The organism is Streptacidiphilus sp. BW17, from assembly GCF_041262485.1.
In the GTDB taxonomy this organism is placed as follows: Bacteria; Actinomycetota; Actinomycetes; order Streptomycetales; family Streptomycetaceae; genus Streptacidiphilus.
Window position 1 is genome coordinate 174,912 of the sequence record NZ_JBGCCR010000004.1, and the last position, 23,107, is coordinate 198,018.

Below are 23,107 nucleotides of genomic sequence, written 5' to 3' on the forward strand. Positions count from 1 at the left end.
GGCGTTCCGCCTGCTCCCGCCCCACCCCAACCGGCGCGGCGGAACTGCGGCACGCCCCTGCCCACGCGAGGGAGAGGCATGACGGCGCCGGGTCAGCACTCCGCTCCACGCGTCTCCGCGCTCAGCGCGATCCCGCGCGAGCTCACCACCATCATGCGTCCCGAACTCCCCAGCCTACTCAAGGAGATGCTGGAGGAGATCGTCGGCGCCATACCGGAGTACGCCGACCTGCTGGACGGTCAGGGCGCCCGGGTGATCCGGCGCGGCATCGAGCAGAACGTCGTCGCCTTCGTCGAACAGGTCGGCCTGCCGCCACAACGCACCACCGGAACGATGCCGAGCCGGGACGAGATCTGCCGGCAGTTCGGCCGCTTCGAGGCCTACGAAGGCCGCAATCTGGACCGGCTGTTGGAGGCTTACCGGATCGCCTGCCAGGTCGCGCTGCGCCGGGTCCGCGTGGTCGGCCGCCGCTACAACCTGTCCGCCGCGCTGCTGATGACCTTCGCGGACGCGCTCTTCGCCTATATGGGCGAGATCGCCGAACTCTCCCGCGAGGGCTACCGCCAGGCCCTGGTCGAGCTCGGCGAGGAGCCCGACAACCGCAGACGCCGCCTGCTGCGCCGCATCCTGGCCGGTGCCCCGATGAGCCGGGCGACGCTCAAGGAGCTTGCGCAGCAGGCGAACTGGACGCTTCCCGAGGAAGTGACCATGGTGGCCCTGCATCCGGGCAGCCGGCCCAAGCGCTCCGAGCTGGACGGTGAGATACTCGCCGATCTGGCCGATCCCGAGCCGCACCTGCTCGTCCCCGGCCACCTCGACGACATGCGCCGGATCTCGCTCAGCCTGGTGCTGACCGGCTGCCGGGCCGCCGTCGGTCTGACCACGACGCTCAGCGAGGCGCCGGACTCGCTGCGCTGGGCGCGGCAGGCGCTGGCGCTCTCCGAGACCGGCGTCCTCACCGACCTGCCCGTGGTCTTCTGCGAGGACCACCTGCTGCAACTCTGGCTGCTGGGCGACCCGCCGCTGCTGCGGCAGTTCGGCAAGCGCTACCTGCGACCGCTCGAGAGTCTGACGCCCACTCAGCGCTCGCGCCTCAGCGACACGTTGCGCAGCTGGCTGTCCACCCGCGACACCGCACCGCAGATGGCCGAGGAACTCGGCGTCCACCCGCAGACGATCCGTTATCGGCTGCGCGTTCTGGAGCGGATTTTCGGTCCGCGCCTCAGCGATCCCGACGAGCGATTCGGTATTGAGGTCGCTCTTCGCGCACTGCGCCTGCAGTCGCGCAACCGGATCTGACCGCGAGCGGATCCGGCACGGAATCCGCGTTACATTTCACGGTGCGATTCCCAGACCTGGAACGCATTAATCCGGTTTGGTTTTCGCCCTTCGCGTCGTCAGATGCTCCGGGGAGGCTTCGGAAAGAGCCAGTTCCGGCCGGGCGCATGCGCTGACATAGTGCAGAGTCTGACAGAACATCATCACCCCGTCGAATGCCGCCCCGAGGGGAATTCCGTCGGCCGCTCACGGCCGCACCCCCCTGCGCGGGCCCTCGGCGCCCAGGCCCCGTGTTACGTGTTACCTCCGGGGGATTGACCTGACACGAACACGTCTGGTTCGCTACCACCACGACCAGTGGTGCACCGGTCGTTCACACTCCGGACACTTCCCCACGCACCGTTCCCGACACGCCTTTTGGCGAGCGAAGAGAGGATCGGACTCCCATGGGTCTCTCCGACAAGCGCGGCTCGCGCCGCAAGATCGTCACCGGGGTCGCTTCGTTGACCCTGATCACCGCCGGTGCGCTGGTCGCGGCGCAGTCCACGACGGCGGTGGCGGCGAGCAGCGCGCACCCGGCGCCGATGGCGAACCCGTACAACCCGCAGGCCGGCCACGCCTACCGGCACGGTGTGATACCCACGCGCACCGAGACCGCCAACATGAACGCCTGGGCGAAGGCCCACCCCGCCGCCACCACCGGCCCCGAGACGCTGTCCTACGGCGGCGGGGTCGACGGCATCGGCGTGCTGAGCGGCCACGCCAAGGTCTACCTGGTCTTCTACGGAACCCAGTGGGGCACCAAGACCACCGCCTCCAACGGTGACGCCGCCTTCTCCAAGGACCCCGACAAGGCCGCGTCCGCCGCGCAGCAGATGTTCAAGGGCATCGGCACCAACGGCGAGAAGTGGTCGGCCGACCTGACCCAGTGGTGTGACGGCCCGAACGTCAAGGCTGGGGCCACCAGCTGCCCGAGCAACGCCGCGTTCATCCCCTACCAGACCGGTGGCGTGCTGGCCGGCGTCTGGTACGACAACTCCAAGGCCGAGCCGACCAACGCGACCGGCCACCAGCTCGGCGTGGAGGCGGTCGCCGCCGCGGCCCACTTCGGCAACAAGACGGCCGCCGCCAACCGCGACACCTACTACGTCATCCTGTCGCCCCACGGCACCGACCCGGACGGCTACCAGAACCCGAGCACCGGGTACTGCGCCTGGCACGACTACAACGGCGACACCAGCCTGACCGGCGGACCGGTGTCCTCGCCCTACGGCGACATCGCGTTCTCCAACCAGCCCTACAACATGGACCTCGGCGCCAGCTGCGGTGTCGGCTTCATCAACTCCCCCGGCACGCTGGACGGGTACACCATGACCCTCGGCCACGAGTGGCACGAGATGATGTCCGACAAGAACCCGGCGGGCGGCTGGACCAACAACACGGGCAGCTCCTACAACGGCGAGGAGAACTCCGACGAGTGCGCCTGGCTCTCCCCCGGCACGGCGGGTGGCGCGGCGAACGTCAAGTTCGGCTCCTTCGGCACCTTCGCCGAGCAGGCCAGCTGGTCCAACGACACCAACTCCTGTGCCATCTCGCACGCGATCCTGCACTGACGCCGGATCAGACTGATCGCACTGATCGGACTGATCGCTGACAGGTGTTTCACCCCGGACCGGGGGTGGGCCGAGTGCCCGCCCCCGGTTCGCGGTACCGGTAGTACGCCAGGAACATCTCCACGCCGCTGCGGATCAGGTTCTCGGTGGTCGTCGCGCTGATCTCGTCGCCGCAGGCGCCCTGCACCAGGTGCGGGTAGAGCACCAGCGCGAGGAGCTGCGTCACCGCCAGTCCGGGGTCGGGCATCTCCAGGCGGCCCTCGTCGGCCAGCCGTCGGAACGCGGCGGCCAGGGCGGGGTGGGCACGGTCCGGGCCACTGCGCCGCCAGGCCGCGCCGAGCTCGGGAAAGGTGCGCACCTCGTCGGCGACGAGCCGACGCAGACCGACCACGTTCGGCGCGGTCACCCCCACGACCCACTCACGCGACGCGAGGACCAGCGCCTCACGCAGGTCCGCCGACGCGGCCAGCCTGGCCTCGGCGCCCGCGACGGCGGCACTGAGGGCATCGTCGAGCGCCCCGGTCACCGCCTCGACGAACAAGGTTTCCTTGCTGCGGAAGTGGTTGTAGACGGTCACCTTCGAGACACCCGCCTCGGCGGCGATCCGGTCCACCCCGGCGCCGTAGCCCTCGCGTACGAAGACGTCCGCGGCGGCCCGCACGATCGCCGCGCGCTTGCGCTCGGCCCGGTCACCCGCCGGCATCGCTCACCCCTTCCTTCGCCCTCTGCCGCTTCAGGCAGTTTCGGGCGGTTTCAGGCTAGCCGCGGCAGAAGTGAACCGTTGAGTTCATCTGAACGCGTCGGTACAGTTCCTTTCGCTTTCGCTCGTGAACGACCGATCCGTCCTGCGCCTCCCAGAAGGGCTGCACGATGTCCCTGCCGAACGACGCCGAACTCAACGCCATCAGCCCCTATCCGCCCATCCGGTACACCGGCGAGGGGGAGGTGTCCGCCGTGCACCGCTCCGGCGCGGAGACCCCCGAGCTGACCTATCCGAACGGCAACCAGGTCAGCTACCTGGCCAAGGGCTCGCTCACCGAGGGCAAGTTCGGCCTCTACCGCTGGGACTTCGGCGAGTCGCCGAGCGGTCCGGCCCCGCACATCCACCGGACCATCTCCGAGTCGTTCTTCATCCTCTCCGGCACGGTCCGGCTCTTCAACGGCGAGAAGTGGATCGACGCCACGGCCGGGGACTTCCTCTACGTGCCCGAGGGCGGCATCCACGCGTTCCGCAACGAGTCGGGCGAGGAGGCGTCGATGCTGCTGATGTTCTCGCCGGGCGCGCCGCGTGAGGAGTACTTCGAGATGCTGGTGGAGCGCGCCGCGCAGAACCGCCCGCCGATGTCCGAGCAGGAGCGGATGGAGTTCCTGCTCAAGCACGACAACATCTTCGTGTAGTCATCGCCCGGCGAGCTTCGCGTAGCGCCGACCGGCGGAACATTGCTCGGCACTCCGCCCACCCTCGGGATCACAATGGAGTCCTCGGGACCCGGAAGGAGCGAGCCGTGAGTGAAAGCTGGGGCGACGAGGTCTACCGGCCCGACGGGGACGAGCCGCCGGACTTCGAGGGGCTCCTGGACCCGGAGGACACCCTGGTCGGCGGGGAGAACCCGCTGGAGGAGGGCTACGTGCCGCGCGGGCGCCCGCTCGGGTCGCTGCGGGACGGGGTGACGGTCGGCGAGGGCCGGTCCGGCGAGAGCCTCGACGCGCGGCTGGCGCAGGAGCGTCCCGATCCCGCGCTGGGCGAGCCTCCCGAGGAGAGCGAGGAAGCCGAGGACGCGGAGGTGCCCTGAGCGCGACGGCAGAAGGCACAGCAGACGGCACGGCCGCAGGCCGGCCAAGTGCCGCTAAAGTGCTCCCCGTTGACCTTGATCGGCGGAGGGGGCACCGGGCCGTGGACAGCCCGAGCGCGGACAGCCGGAGCGTGGACCACTGGAGCCCGAGCGGCTGGATGAGCACCGCGGTGCAGCAGGAACCCGTCGAGCGCGTCGACCTGCACACCGACCGGCCGCAGTCGGCCCGGATGTACGAGTACCTGTTGGGTGGCAAGACCAACTTCGCCCCCGACCGGGAGGTCGCGGCCAAGGCGCTGGAAGGCTTCCCCGGCCTCAGTGACGTCGTCCGGGCGGGACGCTCCTTCCTCGGCCGCGCCGTCGAGTTCCTGGCCCGTGAGGGCGTCGACCAGTTCCTGGACATCGGCGCGGGCATCCCGACCAGCCCGAACGTCCACGAGATCGTGCAGCGGGTGAACCCGGCGGCACGGATCGTCTCCATCGACAACGACCCGATCGTGCACGCGCACACCCGCGCCCTGCTCACCAGCACGCCCGAGGGCCGGATCGACTTCCTCGCCGCCGACCTGCGCGGCCCGAAGGAGATCCTCGCCCACCGCTGCCTGGCCGGACCGGACGCGGCACTCGACCTCACCCGTCCGGTGGCGCTGGTCCTCAGCGCGGTGGTCCACTTCCTCGCCGACGAGGACGACCCGCGGGCTATCGTGCGCACGCTGCTGGACGCGCTCCCGTCCGGCAGCTGGCTGGTCCTGAGCCACGCGACCGCCGACGCCAGCCCGAACCAGGTGGGCCGGGCGGGCTCGACCTACCGCAGCGGCGGCGTCGGCATCCACCCGCGCAGCCGCGACGAGGTCGCCGTCCTGGCGCAGGGGCTGGACCTCGTCGAGCCCGGCATCGTCACCCCGGGCGGGTGGCGTCCGGAGCCGGACGCGGAAACCACCCTCGTCTCCCAGGACGGCTACGTGCTGGTGGCGCGCAAGCCCTGACTCACGACTTCCTCCGTGTTCCGGGCGTCACCTGCGAGCGCGCCGAGCCAGTACGCCGTCTCGGTCCGCTGCGGCTGGAAGCCGAGGGCGGCGGCCACGGCCAGGCTGGCGGAGTTGGAGGTCGGCGCGGTCCAGGTCGCGTCCCGGCCCCTGCCCCGGATCTCGGACGCGAGCTGCGCGGCGAGCGCGGCGGCCAGGCCTCGGCGTCGGTGGTCGGGAGCGGTCGCGACGGCGACGTCCTCGTGGTGCCGTCCGCGCAGGTAGGTGCAGGCCAGCGCGACCAGATCCGCGCCGAGGAAGGCACCCCGGGCCGCACCACTGCGCGTGAGCGCGGCGGGCGAACCCCAGGTCTCCCAGATCCAGTGCAGCGCCGGGTGCGCCCCGGCGAGCTCGGCCTGATCGGCGGGGCCGAGCGCGCGCAGCGTGTACGCCGAGCCGGGCCGCGGATGCGGCAGGCCGGGCCGCCACTGCACCAGCACCCTCCGCCGCCACGGCGTCACCGAGGCGAAACGCTGTCCCAGCACCGGCAGGAAGCGCGCCGGAACGCTGACCTGTCCACGCGCCAGCAGCGGGAACCATGCCTCCGGCATCCGGTCCGGGTCGCCGCGCAGCAGGCGCTGTCCACCCGCGCGGACCAGGACCACCCGGGGCGAGCGCAGGTCGTCGACCCGCCAGTCACCGCAGCCGGTGGTCAGTACGTGCTCAGCGAGTACCGATGGCCCCGGGATCTCCGGGACGAACCAACGCTCGAACCACGACTCGGCGGCCGAGGGCCGGACCGGAGTCGGAAGACGCGACAGAAGTGCCACGGCGCACAGCTCAGCGCCCCCACGCGTCCGCCGTCGAGCGTTTTGACGCCGATGTATCCGTTCGGCCCAGAAACCCGTACGCGCGCTTTGCGCGGCGCGCTCCGCATGTCGCTAAGGAAACGCATCGATCCCCCGCCGCGACGTCAGAGCATCGTCATGGGCTGCTCCGAGGCGTCGCGGCAGGCGCGAGAGTACGGTCCGGAGGGATACATCATGAGCAGTGGGCGCGCCCGGGCCGGACGCCGACGTCGGCGTCAACGCATGCTGGAGACCCCGGCGGCCTGGGGAGTGAGCTTCCTCGCCGCAGCCTGTGTCGGTCTGCTGGGCGCGTCGGCCGGTGGGAGCGGCGATCCGACGGCCATGCTGACGGTCTTCGCGGCGCTGGTGGCGGCATGCGCGGCTGCCGGACCGTTCGCGGCGGTGCCGTTGGTGGCCGGGACCAACTGGTGCTTCCTCGACGGCTTCTTCGTGCACCGCCATGCGCAGTTGGGCGGTCGTCCCGGGCCGGACCTGCTCCCGCTGGCCGTGCTTCTCGGCGCCGCGTTGCTCGGCCGAGTGCTGGCAGCGGCGGCGCGCCGTCGCGCCGATCAGGCGGCGGACGAGGCCGTGCGGGAGCTCAACCCGCTGCTGCGGCTCACCGATCGGGTCCGACGCCGACTGCGTCGTCTGCGGTCCTGCCTGCTGGCGCTGGCCGCGCTCGGCGCCGTCGCGGCCGGTGCCACGACCTGGGCCGGTGAGGCCGCCGCCGCACGCGAGCGCGTCGGCGGGCACGAGGTGCGGGCGACTACCCTGGTCGCCGCGGTGCCGCTCAAGCAGACCGCACTGCGCGGTGGTGTCGTCGCCTACGTCACCACCCCGGTGGGCTGGCAGGACCCGCCCGGCGTCCGGCACACCGGGGCTGCGAGTGTCCCGCGCGGGCGCGCCGCCGGGACGGCCGTCGAGGTCTGGGTGGACGCATCCGGCTCACCCGTCACGCCCCCTGCGGGCCCGGCCGACCTGGCGCTGCTCACCCTCCTGGTCGGGGTGGCCACCATGAGCGCGGGCGCGGGTCTGGTGCTGACGGGCACCTGGGTGGCGCGGCGTCGGGTGGACCGCCGCGACTTCCGCAGCTGGGGCGACGAGTGGGAGCAGGTCGAGCCGGTCTGGTCCGGCCGCCGCAGGAACCACGGCGTCGGCGGGCGCTGAACCTCCGTCACCCCACCGCCGCCGTCGCGTGACCAGCCGCCGTCGTCCTGCGCGATCGAAGACGACGGCGCACTCCAGGTCCAGCGCGCGGCGCAGGGCCGCGAGGAAGCGGTTCCGGTCGCCTGCGTGGTAGGGGTCGAGCAGGACCGTGTCGGCCGCGAGCCGGGCCGGGTTCTCCGTACCGGCGCGGTCCGCGGCTGCCGCCGCCCCCGCGCGGGTGAGGTGGTCGACGAGCAGTCCGGCGCCGGCCCGGCCGACCCGCGCCACCGGCTCGCCGGAGCGCGCCGGAGCGGGCCAGAGCGGCCCGGACGTGGAAAAGTGGCGAAAGTTCCGTCGAGCGATGTCAAGACGCGGGCGTCGGCTCCGACCACTGGTCGAGAGGGCCCGAACGGGACCCGCGAACCCACAGGGAGCACCTGATGAAGTTCCTGATCAGCCTGCACATCAACCCCGCCGTGCTGGATGCGCTGACCGACGACGAGAAGGCGGCCATCGGTGCCGGCCACGGCCGGTTCATCGAGGCGCTGAAGCAGTCCGGTGAGCTGATCACCACGCAGGCGCTGGTCGACCCGTCGCAGGCCGCGGTGGTGACCGTCCGGAACGACCAGCCGGTGGTGACCGACGGGCCGTTCCTGGAGTCGAAGGAGTTCCTGGGCGGCTTCTACCTGGTCGACTGCGAGAACAAGGAGCGCGCGGTCGAGTTGGCCGCGCAGATCCCGGACGCCGCGATCCAGGGTCTGGGTGTCGAGGTCCGGCAGGTCATGTTCTCCGACGGACAATTGGAGGCATGAGCGAAGCCGCTGAACACCCGGAGCGCCGGGGGAGCACCGTCGAGGACCTGCTGCGTGAACTGACGCCGCAGGTCCTCGGCGCGCTGGTGCGCCGCCACGGCGGTTTCGAGGACTGCGAGGACGCGGTGCAGGAGGCCGTCCTCGCCGCCGCCCTCCAGTGGCCGGAGCAGGGCGTGCCGGACAACCCGCGCGGCTGGCTGCTCACCGTGGCCTCCCGACGCTTCATCGACCAGCTCCGCAGCGACCACGCGCGCCGCGAACGGGAGTCGGCGAACGCCACCGAGGCGGTGCCGGAGGACGTGCCGGACACCGACGACACCCTCGTCCTGCTCTTCCTCTGCTGCCATCCCACGCTGACGCCCGCGTCGCAGACGGCACTGACCCTGCGCGCGGTCGGCGGCCTGACCACGGCCCAGATCGCCCGCGCGTTCCTGGTCCCGGAGGCGACCATGGCCGCCCGGATCAGCCGCGCCAAGCAGCGCATCAAGGCGGCGGGCGCCTCGTTCACCCTGCCGGAGGGCCCGGAAGGCTCCGAGCGCGAGGAGCGGCTCCGGGTCGTCCTGCACGTCCTCTACCTGATCTTCAACGAGGGCTACACCGCCTCCTCCGGCCGAGACCTGCAGCGCACCGACCTGGCCCAGGAGGCGATCCGGCTGGCCCGGTCGGTGCGCGTGCAGCTGCCCGAGGACGGCGAGGTGACCGGACTGCTCGCGCTGATGCTGCTCACCCACGCCCGCCGCGAGGCCCGGACGACCGCCGCGGGCGACCTCGTCCCGCTGGCCGATCAGGACCGCTCGCGGTGGGACCGCGGGTTGATCGACGAGGGCCTCGACCTGGTCAAGTCCGCGCTCGCCGGTCCGGCACTCGGGCCCTACCAACTCCAGGCCGCCATCGCCGCCACCCACGCCGCCGCGGACACGGCCGCGGAGACCGACTGGTCCCAGGTCCACGCCCTCTACCTGATCCTCGAACGGATCGCGCCCAACCCGATGGTCACCCTCAACCGCGCCATCGCCCTCGCCGAGACCGAGGGCCCGCAGGCCGGTCTCGACCTGCTCGCCACCCTGGACGACGACGCCCGTATGACCGGCCACCACCGCCTCCTCTCGGTCCGCGCCCACCTCCTGGAACGCTCGGGCGACACAACCGCCGCCCACGACCACTACCGCCGCGCCGCAAAGGCCACGGCCAGCCTCGCCGAACAGCGCTACCTGGAGTCCCGCGCGCGTCGCCTCACGGCAAGCTGACGGCGCGCATGAAAGCCCGTCATATCCACGCCTGCACAGGGGATCTCGCCCCACCATCCGTCGCAACGGCGGTACCGGCAGCAGGATCTGTCAGTGCGTCACCACCGGGTGCTCCGACGGCACGTCGCCGCGCTGCTCACCGTCCCTGCGCCGGGCGCGGCGCAGGGCGTAGGCGTAGTAGACCGCGCAGCCGAGGATCAGGGCCACGATCCAGGAGATGTCCGCGCCGCCCAGGGCCTTGGCCAGCGGGCCCTCGTAGACGGGGCTGTTGACGAACGGCACCTCCACCGCGATGCAGCCCAGGAAGATGACCACCGAGCCCCAGTCGACCCGTCCGTAGGGGCCGTCGATCCGGAAGAAGGACTCGACGTCGTAGTCGCCGTGCCGGACCAGGTAGTAGTCCGTCAGGTTGATCGCGGTCCAGGGCACCAGCAGGTAGAGCAGGATCAGGATGATGTTCTGGAACAGGTCCATCGTGTGCGAGTCGGCCAGGATCGCCAGGACCGTGGTCACCGAGACGAAGCAGATCGCGAACAGCATCCGGGCGCGTGGGCCGGCGCCCACGCGGCCGGTGGGCGAGATCGCGGTCAGTACGGTCAGGAACGCGCCGTACGGGCTCTGCGCGGAGCCGGGCACGCCGCCCAGGATCAGCGCGGCGACCAACAGCCAGGAGACGGCCGGGAACTGGTGCGCCAGGAACCCGATGGAGTCGTTGCCGAGCGCGTTGCCGCCGACCACGGCCGCGAACGCGCCGATCACCATGACCCACGAACCGCCGACCGCCGCGCCCAGGTAGGTCCACCAGAACGTCGCCTTCGGCGGGGTGTCCTCGGGCAGGTAGCGCGAGTAGTCCGAGACGTAGGGGGCCCAGGTGATCTGCCAGGAGGCGAAGATGGAGATCGCCAGCAGCACCGTCCCGACGTTGACCGAGGTGCCGTGGTAGTGCGCCGGAAGGTGCCGCGCCAGTTGGACGAAGAGGGCCAGGAAGACCACGCCCGACACCACGGACAGGTACTTGCTGACCGCGTGGATCAGCTTGTAACCGACCACCGCGACCACCAGGGTGGCCAGGTTGGTGGTGATCACGCCTGCGGCGTAAGGGAGATGGAGCCAGTCGGCCACCGCGTGCCCGTTGACGACGCTGCCTTCCAGCGAGAAGCCGAAGTACATCACCACCACGATCGCGACCGGCACGACCGCGCCGTAGAAGCCGAACTGGGCCCGGGACTGGATCATCTGCGGGATGCCCAACCGCGGCCCCTGCACGGAGTGGTAGGCCATGAAGAGACCGCCCACCAGGTTGCCGATCAGGATGGCGGCGATCGCCCACGGCAGGTCGAGCCCGACGGTGACGGCCAGCGCGCCGTTGACCAGGCCGGTGATCTGCACATTGCCGGCGAACCAGAGGGTGAACAGGTGCCAGGGCTTGCCGTGCCGCTCGTCCGGCGGCACGTAGTCGATCGCGTGCTGCTCGATGGCAGGGGCTCTGCGCGTTTCAGACGATCTGCGGGAAGTGTCGCTCATCGGTGGGAACCAGCCTTCCGTCAGGACGGCGAGGGGGTGGGGGTGCCGTCGGTGGCCGTGCAGGGAACGTCACGAGGTGCAGCGGACGGGGGGTTGTGCCCGGGCCAGGCGTTGCAGCGCCAGCCCGGCGTAGAGGGCCGCGCCGTCGGCGACGAGGGCGTCGTCGAAGACGACGTGCGGCGAGTGGTTTCCGGGAGCGGTCCGGTGGTCCTGTCCCTCCGGCGTCGCGCCGAGCTGGACGACCGTGCCGGGGACGCGGGCGAGGACGCGGGAGAAGTCCTCGGAGGCGGTGAGGGGTTGGCGCATCTCCTCGTACCGCTCCTCGCCGAACAGCTCGCGGGCGACGTCGGCGGCGAACGCGGACTCGGCGGCCGTGGCGATGGTCGGCGGGTACTCGCGGAGATAGCGCACCTCCGCCGCCACACCGTGGGCCTCCGCCACACCCCGGCACAACGCGGTGACAGCGGCGGCGAGTTGGGCCCCGGCGTCGCGGCTGAAGGTGCGGACGGTGGCCTCGAAGGAGGCGCTCTCGGGGATGATGTTGGCCGCCGTGCCCGCGTGGATCGCCCCGACACTGAAGGTGACCGGCTCCATCGGGTCGACGGCCCGCACCACGGCGCCCGACAGCTCCCCGACCATCGCGCAGGCGGCGGGGATGGGGTTGCGCGCGTGGTGCGGGGCGGAGCCGTGGCCGCCGGTCCCGTGGACAGTGACGACGAGCCGGTCCGAGGCCGCCATCACCGCCCCCGGCCGGGTGGCGAAGCGGCCCCGCGCCCAGTGACGCGAGCTGACGTGCAGCGCGTAGGCGGCCGTCGGCAGACTGCCCTCCGTGCCGTCTGCCTGCTGACCCGCCTCCAACACGCCCTCGTCGAGCATCAGCCGTGCCCCGTCCTGGCCCTCCTCCCCCGGCTGGAACATCAGCACCACCTTTCCGGCCAGCCGGTCCGCCCGGGCGGCGAGCAGGTGCGCGGCGCCGACGAGCATCGCCGTGTGCAGGTCGTGCCCGCAGGCGTGCATGGCCGAGTCGTCGCGCGAGCGGTAGGGGACGTCCGCCTGCTCGGTCAGCGGCAGCGCGTCCATGTCCGCGCGCAGCAGCACGGTCGGGCCGGGGCGGCTGCCGCGCAGCACGGCGGTCACCGAGGACAGGGCGCGCCCGGTCGTCACCGTGCCGGGCACACCCTGCAGACCTGCCAGGATCCGCTCCTGCGTGCGGGGCAGGTGCAGCCCCACCTCCGGCTCCCGGTGCACGGCGCGGCGCAGCGCGACCAGCTCCGGCGCCATCTCCCGCGCGTCGTCCAGCAGTCCCATCCGCACTCCCTATTCCTCGGCGTTCCTCGGCATTTCCGCGGCATCCCTCGGCGCGCTCTGCCGGATCCGGTGGGATCGATGATGCGAAGCCGGGCACAATAGGGATCCAGATGACAGGAATCCTTCACCAGGGCGTATTCCAGTGAACGAATCAAGCACCGTCGACGCGATCAACAGCGCCAGCAGCAGCGCGATCAGCGAGGACGAGCTGGCGCTGGTCCATGCGCTCCAGGTCCAGCCCCGGGCCACCTGGACGGACCTCGCCGACGTCCTCGGCTGCACGACCGTGACCGCGTCGCGCCGCTGGCAGCGGCTGCACGAAGAGGGGATCGCCTGGGTCACCGCGGTCCCCGGCGCGCGCTGCGCCGCGTTCACCGCCTTCGTCCGGCTGCGCTGCGCGGCCGGTCACCGCGAAGCGGTCGCCGCCCGCCTCGCACAGGACCCCGAGGCGGTGACCATCGAGCTCACCGCAGGCAGCTTCGACCTGTTCGTCGAGGTCATCACCGCGGACCTGGCCGCGTTCACGCAGTACCTGCTCGCACGCGTCGAGAAGCTCCCCGGCGTCACGCAGGCGTCGGTCGCGGTGGCCACCCATGTCGTCACCGAGGCCAGCCGCTGGCGTCTGGACGCCCTCGAGCCACGCGCGAGCTCCGCACTGGCCGACGCGGCACATCCGCGGACGACAAGGTCGTCGGAGCGCCCGACAGCCCGTCAGCTCTCCGAACTGGACCTGCGGTTGCTCACCGCGCTCGGCGCGGACGGACGTCAGCCGTGGGATCGGCTGGCAGGGACGACAGGAACCAGCGCGGCCACCGCCCGCCGCCGGGTCGAGCGCCTCCTCGCCACCGAGGAGGCCGCCCTGCGCTGCGACATCGCCGCCCCGCTCTTCGGACGGCCGGTCACCCTGTCGCTGCACGCCCAGGTCCCGGCGTCCGACCTCGCCGCGACGGCGCGCTCACTGACCGCCCTGACCAGCGTCCGGTTCGTCGCCACGCTCGCCGGACCGGACAACCTGCTGGCCACCTTCTGGCTCCGCTCGATCGAGGAGGTGCACCGCATCGAGTCCGAGCTGGTCGCCCGTCACCCCGCCGTCCGCGTCACCGACCGCGCGCTCGCGCTGCGCGCGGTCAAGCGCATGGGCCACCTGCTCGCCCCCTCCGGACGCAGCACCGCCTCGGTCCCCCTCGGCCCTTGGGCGGGGCAGAACCCGCTGAACTGACTTACGCCCAAACTCCCGTCTGCTCCCAGGACTTGAGGCTCAGTCATCTCCAGCTGGAGAACTTCGTGTGCACCCATGGTCAACGTCAGTGCCGCACAGCTAGGTTGATCACATGGGCCCACTGAATCCGAGCAAGGCCGAACTTGTCATCGCCCTGATCTGCTTTTTCACGATCTACGGAGTCCTGGGACGCGTCCTGCTCCCCCGCGCCCGGCGCGTACTGGACGAGCGCGCGGACGCGATCGAGGGCGGCATGGACCGCGCCGGGAACGCCCGCCAGGAGGCCGCCGCCCAGCTGGAGGAGTACCGCCTCCAGCTGAGCGGGGCCCGGCGCGAGGCCGCGCGGATCGTCCAGGAGGCGAAGGAGCAGGGCGCCCTGCTGATCGACGAGGCCCGGCAACAGGCCCTACAGGAACGCGCCCGCATGATCGCCGCCGCCGAGGCCGAGTTCGCCGCCGACCGCGCGCTCGTCGAAGCGTCGCTGCGCGTCGCCGTCGCAGACCTCTCCACCGAGCTGGCCTCCCGGATCGTCGGCGAACCACTCGCCGAGATCGCCACCGACAGCCCGGCGATCCAGCGGTACCTGGACGACCTGGGCGACTTCACCACCACCGACTAGATGATCAATGCCAAGGGGTGACCGCGCGCTCGTGATGCGGTTTCATTCCTGGCAGATCGGCCTGCGGGAGTGTGGCCGTGAGTGACGTCGTCATCCGTCGGGCCGGGCTCGACGACGCGCCTGCGCCGGCAGCCCCGCGCTGGCGGCTCAAATCCTGGCCCCGGTGATGCAGGGCGAAGTCGAAGATCTTGAACGCTGCCGTCGATGGCCGCCGCGGCGTGTGCTTCGGCGTGGTGGCGGCCATCGGTGGCAGTTCAGGAGGTCAGCGGTTGTCTGGGGACAGGAAGGCGAGCGCCTCTTGGAGGTTGTGCTCCACGATGCCCCTCATGAAGGCGCGGTCGGGGAAGTCGCCGTCGAGGAGCCGCAGTGGCCCGGCGACGAGGGACAGACGCATCGCCAGCGTGTAGAACGTCAGGCGCTGTTGGTCGAGGTCACTGCGGTCCAGCCACTGGTAGTGCTCACCGAAACGCAGTCGCAGGAACGCGTGCTCCCACTCGACGTCGAAGAACATCAGCCCCTCGATGTCGATGAGGACCGGTTGCCCGTCCCGGTCCACCAGCACGTGGTCCGGTCCGAGTTCCCCGTGGATGAGCCCGTGCTGCGAGCGCGGGCGCACGGCGGCGGCCAGTGCGCGAACTACGCTCTCAAGGTGGGTGCGAGAGCGCGTGATCCGCGGGTCGCGAGAAGCGGCTTCGGCCAGGTCATTGAGCGCACGGTCGAGGACGACCTGCTCGCATGAGCTGCCCTCGGAGGTGCCGCCCTTGTCGATCAGGGCGACTTTCCCGAAGCGCGGGCCCTGGTGCCGCTGCATCGCACCGAGTGCCTCAGCGAGCCGCGTCATCGTTGTTTCCAGCCTGCGCGGGTCTTGGCGGAGCAGAGTTTCGAGGTTCTCGCCCGGTACGTCCTCGACCACCGCGATGTCTGCCGGGTAGCGGCTCCGGCTTCGGTCAGCCAGGAGGATGCGGGGCGTGCGGATTCCCAACGTGTCCAGTTGCCGGTGCGCGGCTTCGAAGAGCTCGATGCCGGAGGCGGGCGAGAACGGGTCCGCATGGTTGTCGGCCTGGTCGGCCCGCATGGTGGGCCAGTAGTTCTCGGCGTCGTCCCAGACGTAGACGATGGCAGTGGAGTCATTGTCGAGGGTGAGGCGGTACACGCCCTTCTTGCTGCCGCCTCGGAGCCGGGAGACGCCCTCGAGGCGATGCTCGGTGCCAAGAGCCGCACGGGCGACGCCTGCCAGACGATCTCGTGTGGCAACCCTGCGTACCGCGTTCACGGCCTGCCTCCCCAAGCATCGACTGCGTGGTCCCGCTCGGAGCAGGGCATTGCCGCTCGGCATGCCATCGCAGAAGCGACTGATCTTAGGCGACAGCGGCGCACGGAGGAGGAGGGAGTCCAATGTCAGTGTGTGAAGACGGACGACCTGCTGACGGGTTCGCCGCAGCGTGAGGCGTACAACCGCCACCTGTACGAGGACCACGTCCAGGGGCCCAAGGTTCCGGGCGTTCCTGTGCGGGCGTGAGTGATCCGGCTTCAGCCGGCTGCCGACAGGGCGCGGGCAAGGCGGTTGAGGGCCGGATCGATGTCCTCCAGTGGGCCGAAGTCCTCGGACCCGGAGGGTAGTTCCGCGAGCTGTGGCCGGGAGCCGGAGGCCAGGCTGCGGCGCAGCGTCACGACGCTCGCGGCGACGACGGCTTCGGCTGACGCGGGTGCGTATGTCTCGCGGGCCAGCTCGCGCAGGGGCAGTCGGAACGCCCGGACCGGGGTCAGCTGCCAGGCGACGGAGATGGCCGGACCGGACGCCTCATGGAGCGCCTCGCCGAATCCCCGCCGCGCTGACAGCGCCGACGTCGACCTTCGCTGATCGGCCCGGGCTGGCCCGCCGTTGACAATAGGCAGGTGTTTGCCTGCATAATGAGGGCATGAGCATGGAAGCAAGAGCCATGGACTCGGTCTTCAAAGCGCTGGCCGATCCCACCCGGCGCCTGCTGCTCGACCGCCTGCGCGAGCAGAACGGCCAGACGCTGCGCGAGCTGTGCGACCGCCTGGAGATGGCGCGCCAGTCCGTGACCCAGCACCTGGACATCCTGGTGCAGGCCAACCTCGTCGCCGTCGTCCGCCGCGGACGCGAGCGGCTCCACTACCTCAACCCGGTCCCGATCCACGAGATCGAGGAACGCTGGATCTCCGGGTTCGACAGACCCCGCCTGCAGGCGCTCAGCGCGCTCAGGAGCCAGGCAGAGGAGTACGCCATGACCAACGAACCGGCCAACGAAACGGCCAACGGACCGGCCCCCGTGCCGACCTACGTCTACGTCACCTACATCCGCGCCAGTGCGAAGCAGGTCTGGCAGGCCCTGACCGACGCGGACCTCACCGCCCGCTACTGGGGCCACGCCAACGTCTCGGACTGGCAGCCGGGTTCACGCTGGGAGCACCGCCGGGCCGACGGTTCGGGCGCGGTCGACGTGGTCGGCCGCGTGCTCACCGCCGAGCCGCCGACCCGGCTGGTCATCACCTTCGAGGACAAGCCCGAGGCCGAACTCGAACGCGAGCCGTCCGTGGTCACCTTCCTCGTCGAGCCGCATCAGGACATCGTCCGGCTGACCGTGACCCACGAGAAGCTCCCCAACCTGGAGATGCTCGCCGGCATCTCCAGCGGCTGGCCGGCCGTGCTGGCCAACCTCAAGTCCCTGCTGGAGACCGGCGAGACACTGCCGCAGTCCCCGTGGGAGATGGACGCCGCGCACACCTGACGTCACGTCACCCGGGGTCCGGCTCCAGCGCATCCCGCACCCGCGCCGCCGTGGCCGCAGCTTCGGCGGCGTCGGCGTACCGCCCGCGCGGCCAGAAGAAGCCGCGCAGTCCGTCGCGCGGATTGCGCGGCACGACATGGACGTGCAGATGGGGCACGGACTGGCTGACGCGGTTGTTCTCCGCGACGAAGCTGCCGCGCGCGGCCATCCCCCGCTCGACGGCCCCGGTGATCCGCTGGACCTGCCGGAAGTACGGGCCGACCTCCTCCGGGGCGAGGTCCGTCAGCGTCTCGACGTGGCGGCGCGGGACCACCAGCACATGGCCGGGGAAGAGCGGCCGGTGGTCCAGGAAGGCGACCACCGCGTCGTCCTCGTAGACCCGGTGCACCTCGACGTCCCCGGCCACCACCGCGCAGAAGAGGCAGTCCACCGTCATCCAGCCACCCTGACACACCATCAGCCCGGCCTGGTGCCAAGGCGGCGGCGCGTCGTACGACGAGGCCCTCCGTCGGTCGCAGGCATCGCGACCGGCGGAGGGCCTCCTCACCGGATACGGCTCAGCCGCAGCTCAGCTGCAGTTGTGCGCGTCGCTGGTGGCCGAGCCGAGGACCACGTCCACCGTGTTCGCCCCGCCCAACAGGCCGGGGACGATCAGGTGGACGGCGTTGACCGTGGTGCCGAAGTCGGCGCCGGGAACCGGCGTCTGCTCGTTCACCACAAGCCGGGCGCCGCCCGGCAGACCGATCACGCTGTTGGGCGCGGTCGGCACGGTCACCGGCACGCCCGCGAGGGTGAGGGTCAGCGTGGCGGACCCGCTGGTACCGGTGCAGGAGCTGATCGAGGTCGCAGTGAGACCTGAGACGCCGATCACCGGCAGGCCGGGGATCCCGATCGTCGCGTCCTGAACCGTCGAGGTCGTGGTCGAGGTGCCCGGCGCCAACTTCGTGGTGTTGTTGACACAGAGCGCGTCGGCCGAGATGAGCAGCGTGCTGACGGTCGCCGTGCAGGGGACGTTCGTGCTGGACGCCTGCGCGGTGCGGATCGGGCCCGTGTCCGGCGTCGGCGGGATCGTCAGCTGTGCCAACGTGAGGTCGACGTTCGCGGAGAGCCCGTAGGCGCGTCCGGTGTAGTACTCCAGCCGGACCGTCGCCGAGGCGATGGACGGCAGGTAGTACCCGTCACCGGCGAAGGTGACCGCGACCGGCACGGTGGCCGTGTCGTTCAGTGGCTGGTCCACCGAGGCGATGGTGCAGCTGGCCGTGCCGTCCGCGCCGGTGGTGCCGGTGCAGATCTGCTGCGTCGTGCCGGTGCCGAGGGCGATCTGGACGCTGCGCCCGGCGATGGCCGTGGCACCGTCCTCCTTCAGCACGCCCGAGAGCGTCGCGGGCACGCCGTTGGCGACGTGCGCGGGACCGGTGTAGGCGAGAGTGGTCTCCTCCCTGGTGATGGTGAACGAGGTCGTCGTCGAGCTGGCCTCGTGCGTCGCGTCACCGGCGTAGGCGGCCTGCAGCGTCACCGTGCCCGCCGGGTCGACCGGGGTCAGCGAACAGGAGGCGTTGCCCGAACTGTCCGTGGTCCCGGTGCAACTCGCGCCGCCGAGCTTGAACGTGACCGAACCGCCGGAGACCGGCGAGCCCTGACCGCTGACGTTGCCACTCGCGGTGAAGGCGTCGTGGTAGTCGGCGGTGACGGCCCCGGTGTACTTCACCGAGGTCGGGATCTTGCCCGGCGTGGTGCCGCCGCACGGGCTGGACTCGACGGGCGACAGGGCGGTGCCCAGCAGGTCGCCGAACGAGACCGAGGAGCAGGCCGAGGCGGACTGCCCCACCTGGTTCGGCACGGTCGCCGTCACGGTGATGGTCTCGGACGAGTGGACCGGCAGCGTGTCGTAGCCGACGGTGAACGAACTCGACGTGTTGCTCGACGAGGTCGACCCCGGTGCCTGCAATCCGGTCACGACGTAACCGCTGGGCAGCGGACCGTTGACGTCGACGGCGGTCGCCGCCGCGGTGTCACTGGTGTTCTGCACCTTGACCGTGTAGGTGACGGTCGACCCGATCACGGGATTCGGGTTGTCCACCGACTCCACCGCCGAGACCTGCGGCGCGCAGACGGCGTCCTTGGCCACGCTGGTCGGGCAGTAGTCCATGGCGCAGGTGCGGGCGGCGTTGCTCCACTCCTGCTGGATGTAGTACGGGTCGCCGTGGAGGTAGACGTCGGCGCCCTGGGCGTTCTTGGGGGTGTAGTTGTACCCGCACTTGTCACCGATCTCACCGCCGGTGTCCTTCGTGGGGTCCGTCCACGATTCGTTGGGGATCGGATCGGTCACCGACTCCATGGTCTCGTGCGACACGATGCTCACCTGGGCGTCGGCGGTCGGGTCACCGCTGGGCGTCGGCGCGCTCTGCCTCCCGCAGACCGGGTTGGCGTCGGGGTCGTCGTAGAGGTACTCGAAGCGGATGTTGCCGTCGTTCCCGTGGTAGCCGCAGAACTGCTCGGAAGAGGTCGCCGGCGGCGAGGATGCGGGCGGCGGGGTGCACCCTCCGTTGTTGGGCATGCACTCCTGGATGCCGCTGGCAGTGAAGACGGCGTAGATGTGCGAACCGTCCACCGGCCAGCCGTTGACAGTGGCGGCATGCGTGATCTCGGCCGTGATGTCGGTCTGCTGCAGCGGGTCGGCGGCGGTCCCGGCCTGCGGGTAGGCCTGGGTGTCGACCCAGGAGCCGCCGTAGTCGAGCGAGTTGGCGATGTTGCCGCTGCCGTCGTAGTACTGCGTGGCGATGTTGAAGTACGGCGTTCCGCCGGCGTCCTTGACCCACTGCGTCAGCTCGTTCTCGTACGCGGTGTCGGAGGTGCCGTCGGTCGCGTAGTGCATCCCCTGCGGCAGCCAGAAGATCAGCGCGAGCGAGGGGTTGTGCATCACCGGCCCGGTGCCGCGCGGCAGGTTGTTCTCACTGCCCACCCCGGGTTGATGCGTGTAACCCGCGGTCGTTGTGGCGTGAACGGACGCGCCGCCTGGCGGAAGTGCCCAGGCAGCGCCGTACGTGCCGTTCGCGTCCGGGTGGGACGGCACCACCGGACCGATGGCGCCGCCCGATGTCTGCGGCATGTTCACCGCACGCACCGGAACCGCCGCCGAGCGCTTCGCCCCCGTGCGCACCATCGGCAGGTGCGGGACCACGGCGGCCGGTCTGTTCGCGCCCGAAGCCGCGGAGCCGCCCGAGACCGCAGAGCCGGCCGCGGAACCGGCCGGGGTCGTCGGCGCGGGAGCACCCTGAACGCCGAGCAGCAGCATCGCCGTCGACGCGAGCACCCCCACCGCGACCCGTGGTCGCGATAACCAGGTCTTTCCCATGAAGAAAGGTCCCCCTCCTCAACTGCGGTGCCGCGCTTGGCGGTTGCCGAGCAGAACGGCACAGCCGAGGTGACACGCTAGGGCAGCCCGGTCTTGTCGCCCAGAGGTCACGTCGTGAACGATTCGTCACCGGACCTCCACAATCAGGGCGCATCGGAACCCGAGTGGCACCGGCCCCGTCGGAGCAGAGAACAGTCGTCGACCGTCGTCGACGCTGGCGGCTCCGATCAGACAGGACGGTCCCTCCGTGGACAGAAAACTGCGCCTCCCCTTGCTCTGCTGCGCCCTCACGGCGACCCTGGCCATGGCCGGATGCAGTTCCACCGCCACACCCGGTCCGGGCCCGACCACCGCACCGTCGAACTCACCGTCCACGAGCGGCTCACCCAGCGCGCCCGGCACCACCTCGCCATCGGGTGGCGCGACCGGCCCGAGCAGCCCGGGCGGCGGCGGGTCGGCCGGCCCGGTGAAGGTGACCTTCGCCGCGAACGGCAAGTCCGTCGTCCTGCACGTGGGCCAGCAGCTCCACGTGGACCTGGCCACCCCCTTCTGGACCTTCCAGCCCGTGGGCGCACCGAAGTTGCTCCGGACGGACGCCACCGGCGTGGCGACGGCACAGGCCAGCTGCCCGCCTCCCATGGGCGCCGCTGGATGCGGCGACGCGACAGCGGACTACACGGCGGTGAGCGCCGGCCAGACCTCGGTCATCGCCACCCGCATCATCTGCGGCGAGGCGATGCGCTGCACCGGCGCGAACGGCCGCTTCGACCTACAGGTGTCCGTGACGCCCTGACGGAGCGTCAGCGCACCGGCTCCGACGGATGGTCAGCTTGCCGAGTCCGCCAACCGGGCCGCGCAGAGGCTCAGATGGTGCCGCTCCGGGAGGCTCGCCGTACGCCGCGCGGCGGCGCGGTAGTCGGCGATCGCGGCCTCGCGCTCCCCCGCGAGCTCGTGCAGGTGGGCGCGGACCGCGAAGAGCCGGTGGTGACCGGCCAATTCGGGCGGCGGGTCGGCCAGCAGGGCGAGCCCGGCCGCGGGGCCGTCCACCATCGCGGTCGCGACCGCGCGGTTCAGGGTGATCAGCGGGTTGTCGGAGATCCTCGCCAGCACGCCGTAGAGGGCCAGGATCTGCGGCCAGTCCGTCTCGTCGGCGCTGGGCACCTCGTCGTGGACCGCCGCGATCGCCGCCTGCACCTGGTACGGGCCGACCGGGCCGCGCGGCAGGGCGGCGGTGATCAGGGCGACGCCCTCGGCGATCGCCGCCGCGTCCCACCGGGCGCGGTCCTGCTCGGCCAGCGGGACCACCTCCCCGTCCGGGCCGGTGCGGGCCGGGCCACGGGCCTCGGTCAGCAGCATCAGCGCGAGCAGGCCCGCCACCTCGGCGTCGTCCGGCAGCAGCGCGTGGACGGCCCGGGTGAGCCGGATCGCCTCCCGGGAGAGCTCGACCCGGCGCAGTTCGGCGCCGGTGCTGCTGGCGTAGCCCTCGTTGAAGATCAGGTAGAGCACGTGCAGCACCGCGTCCAGCCGGGCCGGGAACTCGGCCGCGTCCGGCATCCGGAAGGTGCCGCCCGAGGCCTTGATGCCCCGCTTGGCACGCGAGATCCGCTGTCCCATGGTCGCCTCCGGAACCAGGAACGCGCGGGCGATCTCGCCCGTCGTCAGACCGCCGACCGAACGCAGCGTCAGCGCGATGGCGGACGCCGGGGAGAGGGCCGGGTGGCAGCAGAGGAAGAGCAGCGCGAGGGTGTCGTCCTGCGCGCCCTCCTCACCCGTTCCCTCGAATACCGCGTCCGCGCCGGGCGCGGAGCGGCGGTCGCCCGGCTCCCGGGCGGCCACCAGCTCCTCGCGCCGACGCCGTGCCTGCTCGCTCCGGACCTGCTCGGTCATCCGCCGGTTGGCCACCTGGACCAGCCAGCCGCGCGGGTTGTCCGGCAGCCCCTCCTTCGGCCACTGCGTCGCCGCCGCCAGCATCGCCTCCTGCACGGCGTCCTCGGCCGCGGCGAAGTCCCCGTAACGGCGGGTCAGCACGCCGACGACCTGCGGCGCGAGCGTGCGCAGCAGGTCGTCGACAGCATCGGCCAGGTCGGCCGGATCGGCAGGCTCGTGCGTGGTCACCCGGCCATGCTCACACCTCGGTGGGCGGCGCCGCCATCACCTGACGCACCTCGATCGGCATGTTGATCGGCCGCCCGCCCGGGCCGGGCGCGGCCGAGACCTCCGCGGCGATCTCGATGGCCCGCTGCTCGGTCTCGCAGTCGACGATCCACCAGCCGGCGACCCACTCCTTCGACTCCGGGAACGGGCCCTCGGTAACCACCGGCGCGCCGCCGCTGTGCGAGCGGACGATCCGCGCGGTGTCCGGCATGGCCAGTCCCTGCGCGTCGACCAGCTCGCCGGAGGCGGCCAGGGCGGTGTTGGTCTCCTTCATGAACCGGATGTGCGCCTGGATCTCCTCCGGCTTCCACTCGAAGATCGCGGGGAAGTCGACGTTCTTCTCGCTGAACTGCATCAGCAGCATGTACTTCATGGTCCCGCTCCTCGTCGTCGTGCCCGCCCCGACGGGGCTGGCTCTCACGGGTAGGTAGAAGCACGCCCCGTGCTTTCGACATCCTCGACGAGATTCCGCG

The 23,107-nt window shown here is 71.3% G+C and carries 23 protein-coding genes; 13 read left to right on the forward strand and 10 right to left on the reverse strand.

Annotated elements, in window-relative coordinates; genetic code table 11:
* The first annotated feature begins 78 nt into the window (after window positions 1-78).
* Complete coding sequence (locus ABH940_RS06595) at window positions 79-1,299, forward strand: helix-turn-helix domain-containing protein (RefSeq protein WP_370104654.1); 1,221 nt, start codon at window positions 79-81, stop codon at window positions 1,297-1,299.
* A gap of 425 nt (window positions 1,300-1,724) precedes the next feature.
* Window positions 1,725-2,891 carry a hypothetical protein gene (locus tag ABH940_RS06600; protein WP_370104656.1) on the forward strand — a complete coding sequence of 389 codons (1,167 nt, stop codon included), beginning with the start codon at window positions 1,725-1,727 and terminating at the stop codon, window positions 2,889-2,891.
* A 49-nt stretch (window positions 2,892-2,940) separates the two neighbouring features.
* Here the strand turns inward: ABH940_RS06600 and ABH940_RS06605 are convergent, their stop codons facing one another.
* Window positions 2,941-3,594, reverse strand: a complete 654-nt coding sequence (locus ABH940_RS06605; RefSeq protein ID WP_370104657.1) for a TetR/AcrR family transcriptional regulator — start codon at window positions 3,592-3,594, stop codon at window positions 2,941-2,943.
* A 167-nt stretch (window positions 3,595-3,761) separates the two neighbouring features.
* Between ABH940_RS06605 and ABH940_RS06610 the strand changes: the two genes are divergently transcribed.
* From ABH940_RS06610 to ABH940_RS06620, 3 genes are all read left to right on the forward strand, one after another.
* On the forward strand, window positions 3,762-4,289 hold the full coding sequence (locus ABH940_RS06610; protein ID WP_370066713.1) for a cupin domain-containing protein: 528 nt from the start codon (window positions 3,762-3,764) through the stop codon (window positions 4,287-4,289).
* A 107-nt stretch (window positions 4,290-4,396) separates the two neighbouring features.
* On the forward strand, window positions 4,397-4,684 hold the full coding sequence (locus ABH940_RS06615) for a hypothetical protein (protein ID WP_370066711.1): 288 nt from the start codon (window positions 4,397-4,399) through the stop codon (window positions 4,682-4,684).
* 101 nt (window positions 4,685-4,785) lie between these two features.
* Entirely contained in the window at window positions 4,786-5,670 is an 885-nt protein-coding gene (locus ABH940_RS06620; RefSeq protein WP_370104659.1) for an SAM-dependent methyltransferase, read from the forward strand.
* Here the strand turns inward: ABH940_RS06620 and ABH940_RS06625 are convergent.
* Entirely contained in the window at window positions 5,643-6,479 is an 837-nt protein-coding gene (locus ABH940_RS06625) for a GNAT family N-acetyltransferase (RefSeq protein WP_370066707.1), read from the reverse strand. The two genes, ABH940_RS06620 and ABH940_RS06625, sit on opposite strands and share 28 nt — an antisense overlap.
* A 213-nt stretch (window positions 6,480-6,692) precedes the next feature.
* On the opposite strand from ABH940_RS06625, the gene ABH940_RS06630 reads away from it, so the two are divergent.
* From ABH940_RS06630 to ABH940_RS06640, 3 genes are all read left to right on the forward strand, one after another.
* A complete protein-coding gene (locus ABH940_RS06630; protein ID WP_370104661.1) occupies window positions 6,693-7,664 on the forward strand; it encodes a hypothetical protein in 972 nt (323 codons plus the stop codon).
* A 419-nt stretch (window positions 7,665-8,083) separates the two neighbouring features.
* The gene (locus tag ABH940_RS06635) at window positions 8,084-8,455 is read left to right on the forward strand and encodes a YciI family protein (protein WP_370066703.1); all 372 of its coding nucleotides are present in this window, start codon (window positions 8,084-8,086) and stop codon (window positions 8,453-8,455) included.
* Window positions 8,452-9,702, forward strand: coding sequence for an RNA polymerase sigma factor (locus ABH940_RS06640; RefSeq protein ID WP_370104663.1), 1,251 nt, complete (start codon window positions 8,452-8,454; stop codon window positions 9,700-9,702). Before ABH940_RS06635 ends, ABH940_RS06640 begins: the two co-directional genes overlap by 4 nt.
* 90 nt (window positions 9,703-9,792) lie before the next feature.
* Here ABH940_RS06640 and ABH940_RS06645 read toward each other — a convergent pair whose 3' ends face one another.
* Window positions 9,793-11,226 carry a cytosine permease gene (locus ABH940_RS06645; RefSeq protein ID WP_370066699.1) on the reverse strand — a complete coding sequence of 478 codons (1,434 nt, stop codon included), beginning with the start codon at window positions 11,224-11,226 and terminating at the stop codon, window positions 9,793-9,795.
* Window positions 11,227-11,295: 69 nt separating this feature from the next.
* Window positions 11,296-12,534, reverse strand: coding sequence for a M20 family metallopeptidase (locus ABH940_RS06650; RefSeq protein WP_370066697.1), 1,239 nt, complete (start codon window positions 12,532-12,534; stop codon window positions 11,296-11,298).
* 142 nt (window positions 12,535-12,676) lie between these two features.
* On the opposite strand from ABH940_RS06650, the gene ABH940_RS06655 reads away from it, so the two are divergent.
* Together ABH940_RS06655 and atpF are read left to right on the forward strand one after the other, a co-directional pair.
* The gene (locus ABH940_RS06655; protein ID WP_370104665.1) at window positions 12,677-13,753 is read left to right on the forward strand and encodes an Lrp/AsnC family transcriptional regulator; all 1,077 of its coding nucleotides are present in this window, start codon (window positions 12,677-12,679) and stop codon (window positions 13,751-13,753) included.
* 112 nt (window positions 13,754-13,865) lie between these two features.
* On the forward strand, window positions 13,866-14,372 hold the full coding sequence (gene atpF, locus ABH940_RS06660; protein WP_370104667.1) for a F0F1 ATP synthase subunit B: 507 nt from the start codon (window positions 13,866-13,868) through the stop codon (window positions 14,370-14,372).
* Window positions 14,373-14,376: 4 nt separating this feature from the next.
* On the opposite strand, the gene ABH940_RS06665 is transcribed toward atpF, so the two are convergent.
* Together ABH940_RS06665 and ABH940_RS06670 are read right to left on the reverse strand one after the other, a co-directional pair.
* Window positions 14,377-14,616 carry a hypothetical protein gene (locus ABH940_RS06665; protein ID WP_370066691.1) on the reverse strand — a complete coding sequence of 80 codons (240 nt, stop codon included), beginning with the start codon at window positions 14,614-14,616 and terminating at the stop codon, window positions 14,377-14,379.
* A gap of 18 nt (window positions 14,617-14,634) precedes the next feature.
* Window positions 14,635-15,645, reverse strand: coding sequence for a phosphotransferase family protein (locus ABH940_RS06670; protein WP_370066688.1), 1,011 nt, complete (start codon window positions 15,643-15,645; stop codon window positions 14,635-14,637).
* Between the two features lie 667 nt (window positions 15,646-16,312).
* Between ABH940_RS06670 and ABH940_RS06675 the strand changes: the two genes are divergently transcribed.
* A complete protein-coding gene (locus tag ABH940_RS06675; protein WP_370104873.1) occupies window positions 16,313-17,125 on the forward strand; it encodes an ArsR/SmtB family transcription factor in 813 nt (270 codons plus the stop codon).
* A gap of 7 nt (window positions 17,126-17,132) precedes the next feature.
* Here the strand turns inward: ABH940_RS06675 and ABH940_RS06680 are convergent, their stop codons facing one another.
* Entirely contained in the window at window positions 17,133-17,561 is a 429-nt protein-coding gene (locus ABH940_RS06680; RefSeq protein WP_370104669.1) for an HIT family protein, read from the reverse strand.
* 132 nt (window positions 17,562-17,693) lie between these two features.
* The gene (locus tag ABH940_RS06685) at window positions 17,694-20,087 is read right to left on the reverse strand and encodes a choice-of-anchor P family protein (protein ID WP_370104671.1); all 2,394 of its coding nucleotides are present in this window, start codon (window positions 20,085-20,087) and stop codon (window positions 17,694-17,696) included.
* An 82-nt stretch (window positions 20,088-20,169) separates the two neighbouring features.
* Between ABH940_RS06685 and ABH940_RS06690 the strand changes: the two genes are divergently transcribed.
* Both ABH940_RS06690 and ABH940_RS06695 read left to right on the forward strand, forming a co-directional pair.
* The gene (locus tag ABH940_RS06690) at window positions 20,170-20,403 is read left to right on the forward strand and encodes a hypothetical protein (protein ID WP_370104673.1); all 234 of its coding nucleotides are present in this window, start codon (window positions 20,170-20,172) and stop codon (window positions 20,401-20,403) included.
* A gap of 324 nt (window positions 20,404-20,727) precedes the next feature.
* Window positions 20,728-21,273: a hypothetical protein gene (locus tag ABH940_RS06695; protein WP_370104675.1), complete on the forward strand. Its 546-nt coding sequence runs from the start codon at window positions 20,728-20,730 to the stop codon at window positions 21,271-21,273.
* Between the two features lie 32 nt (window positions 21,274-21,305).
* Here the strand turns inward: ABH940_RS06695 and ABH940_RS06700 are convergent, their stop codons facing one another.
* Complete coding sequence (locus ABH940_RS06700; protein ID WP_370104677.1) at window positions 21,306-22,595, reverse strand: RNA polymerase sigma factor; 1,290 nt, start codon at window positions 22,593-22,595, stop codon at window positions 21,306-21,308.
* A gap of 10 nt (window positions 22,596-22,605) precedes the next feature.
* Window positions 22,606-23,007, reverse strand: a complete 402-nt coding sequence (locus tag ABH940_RS06705) for a YciI family protein (protein WP_370066676.1) — start codon at window positions 23,005-23,007, stop codon at window positions 22,606-22,608.
* Window positions 23,008-23,107: the final 100 nt, after the last annotated feature.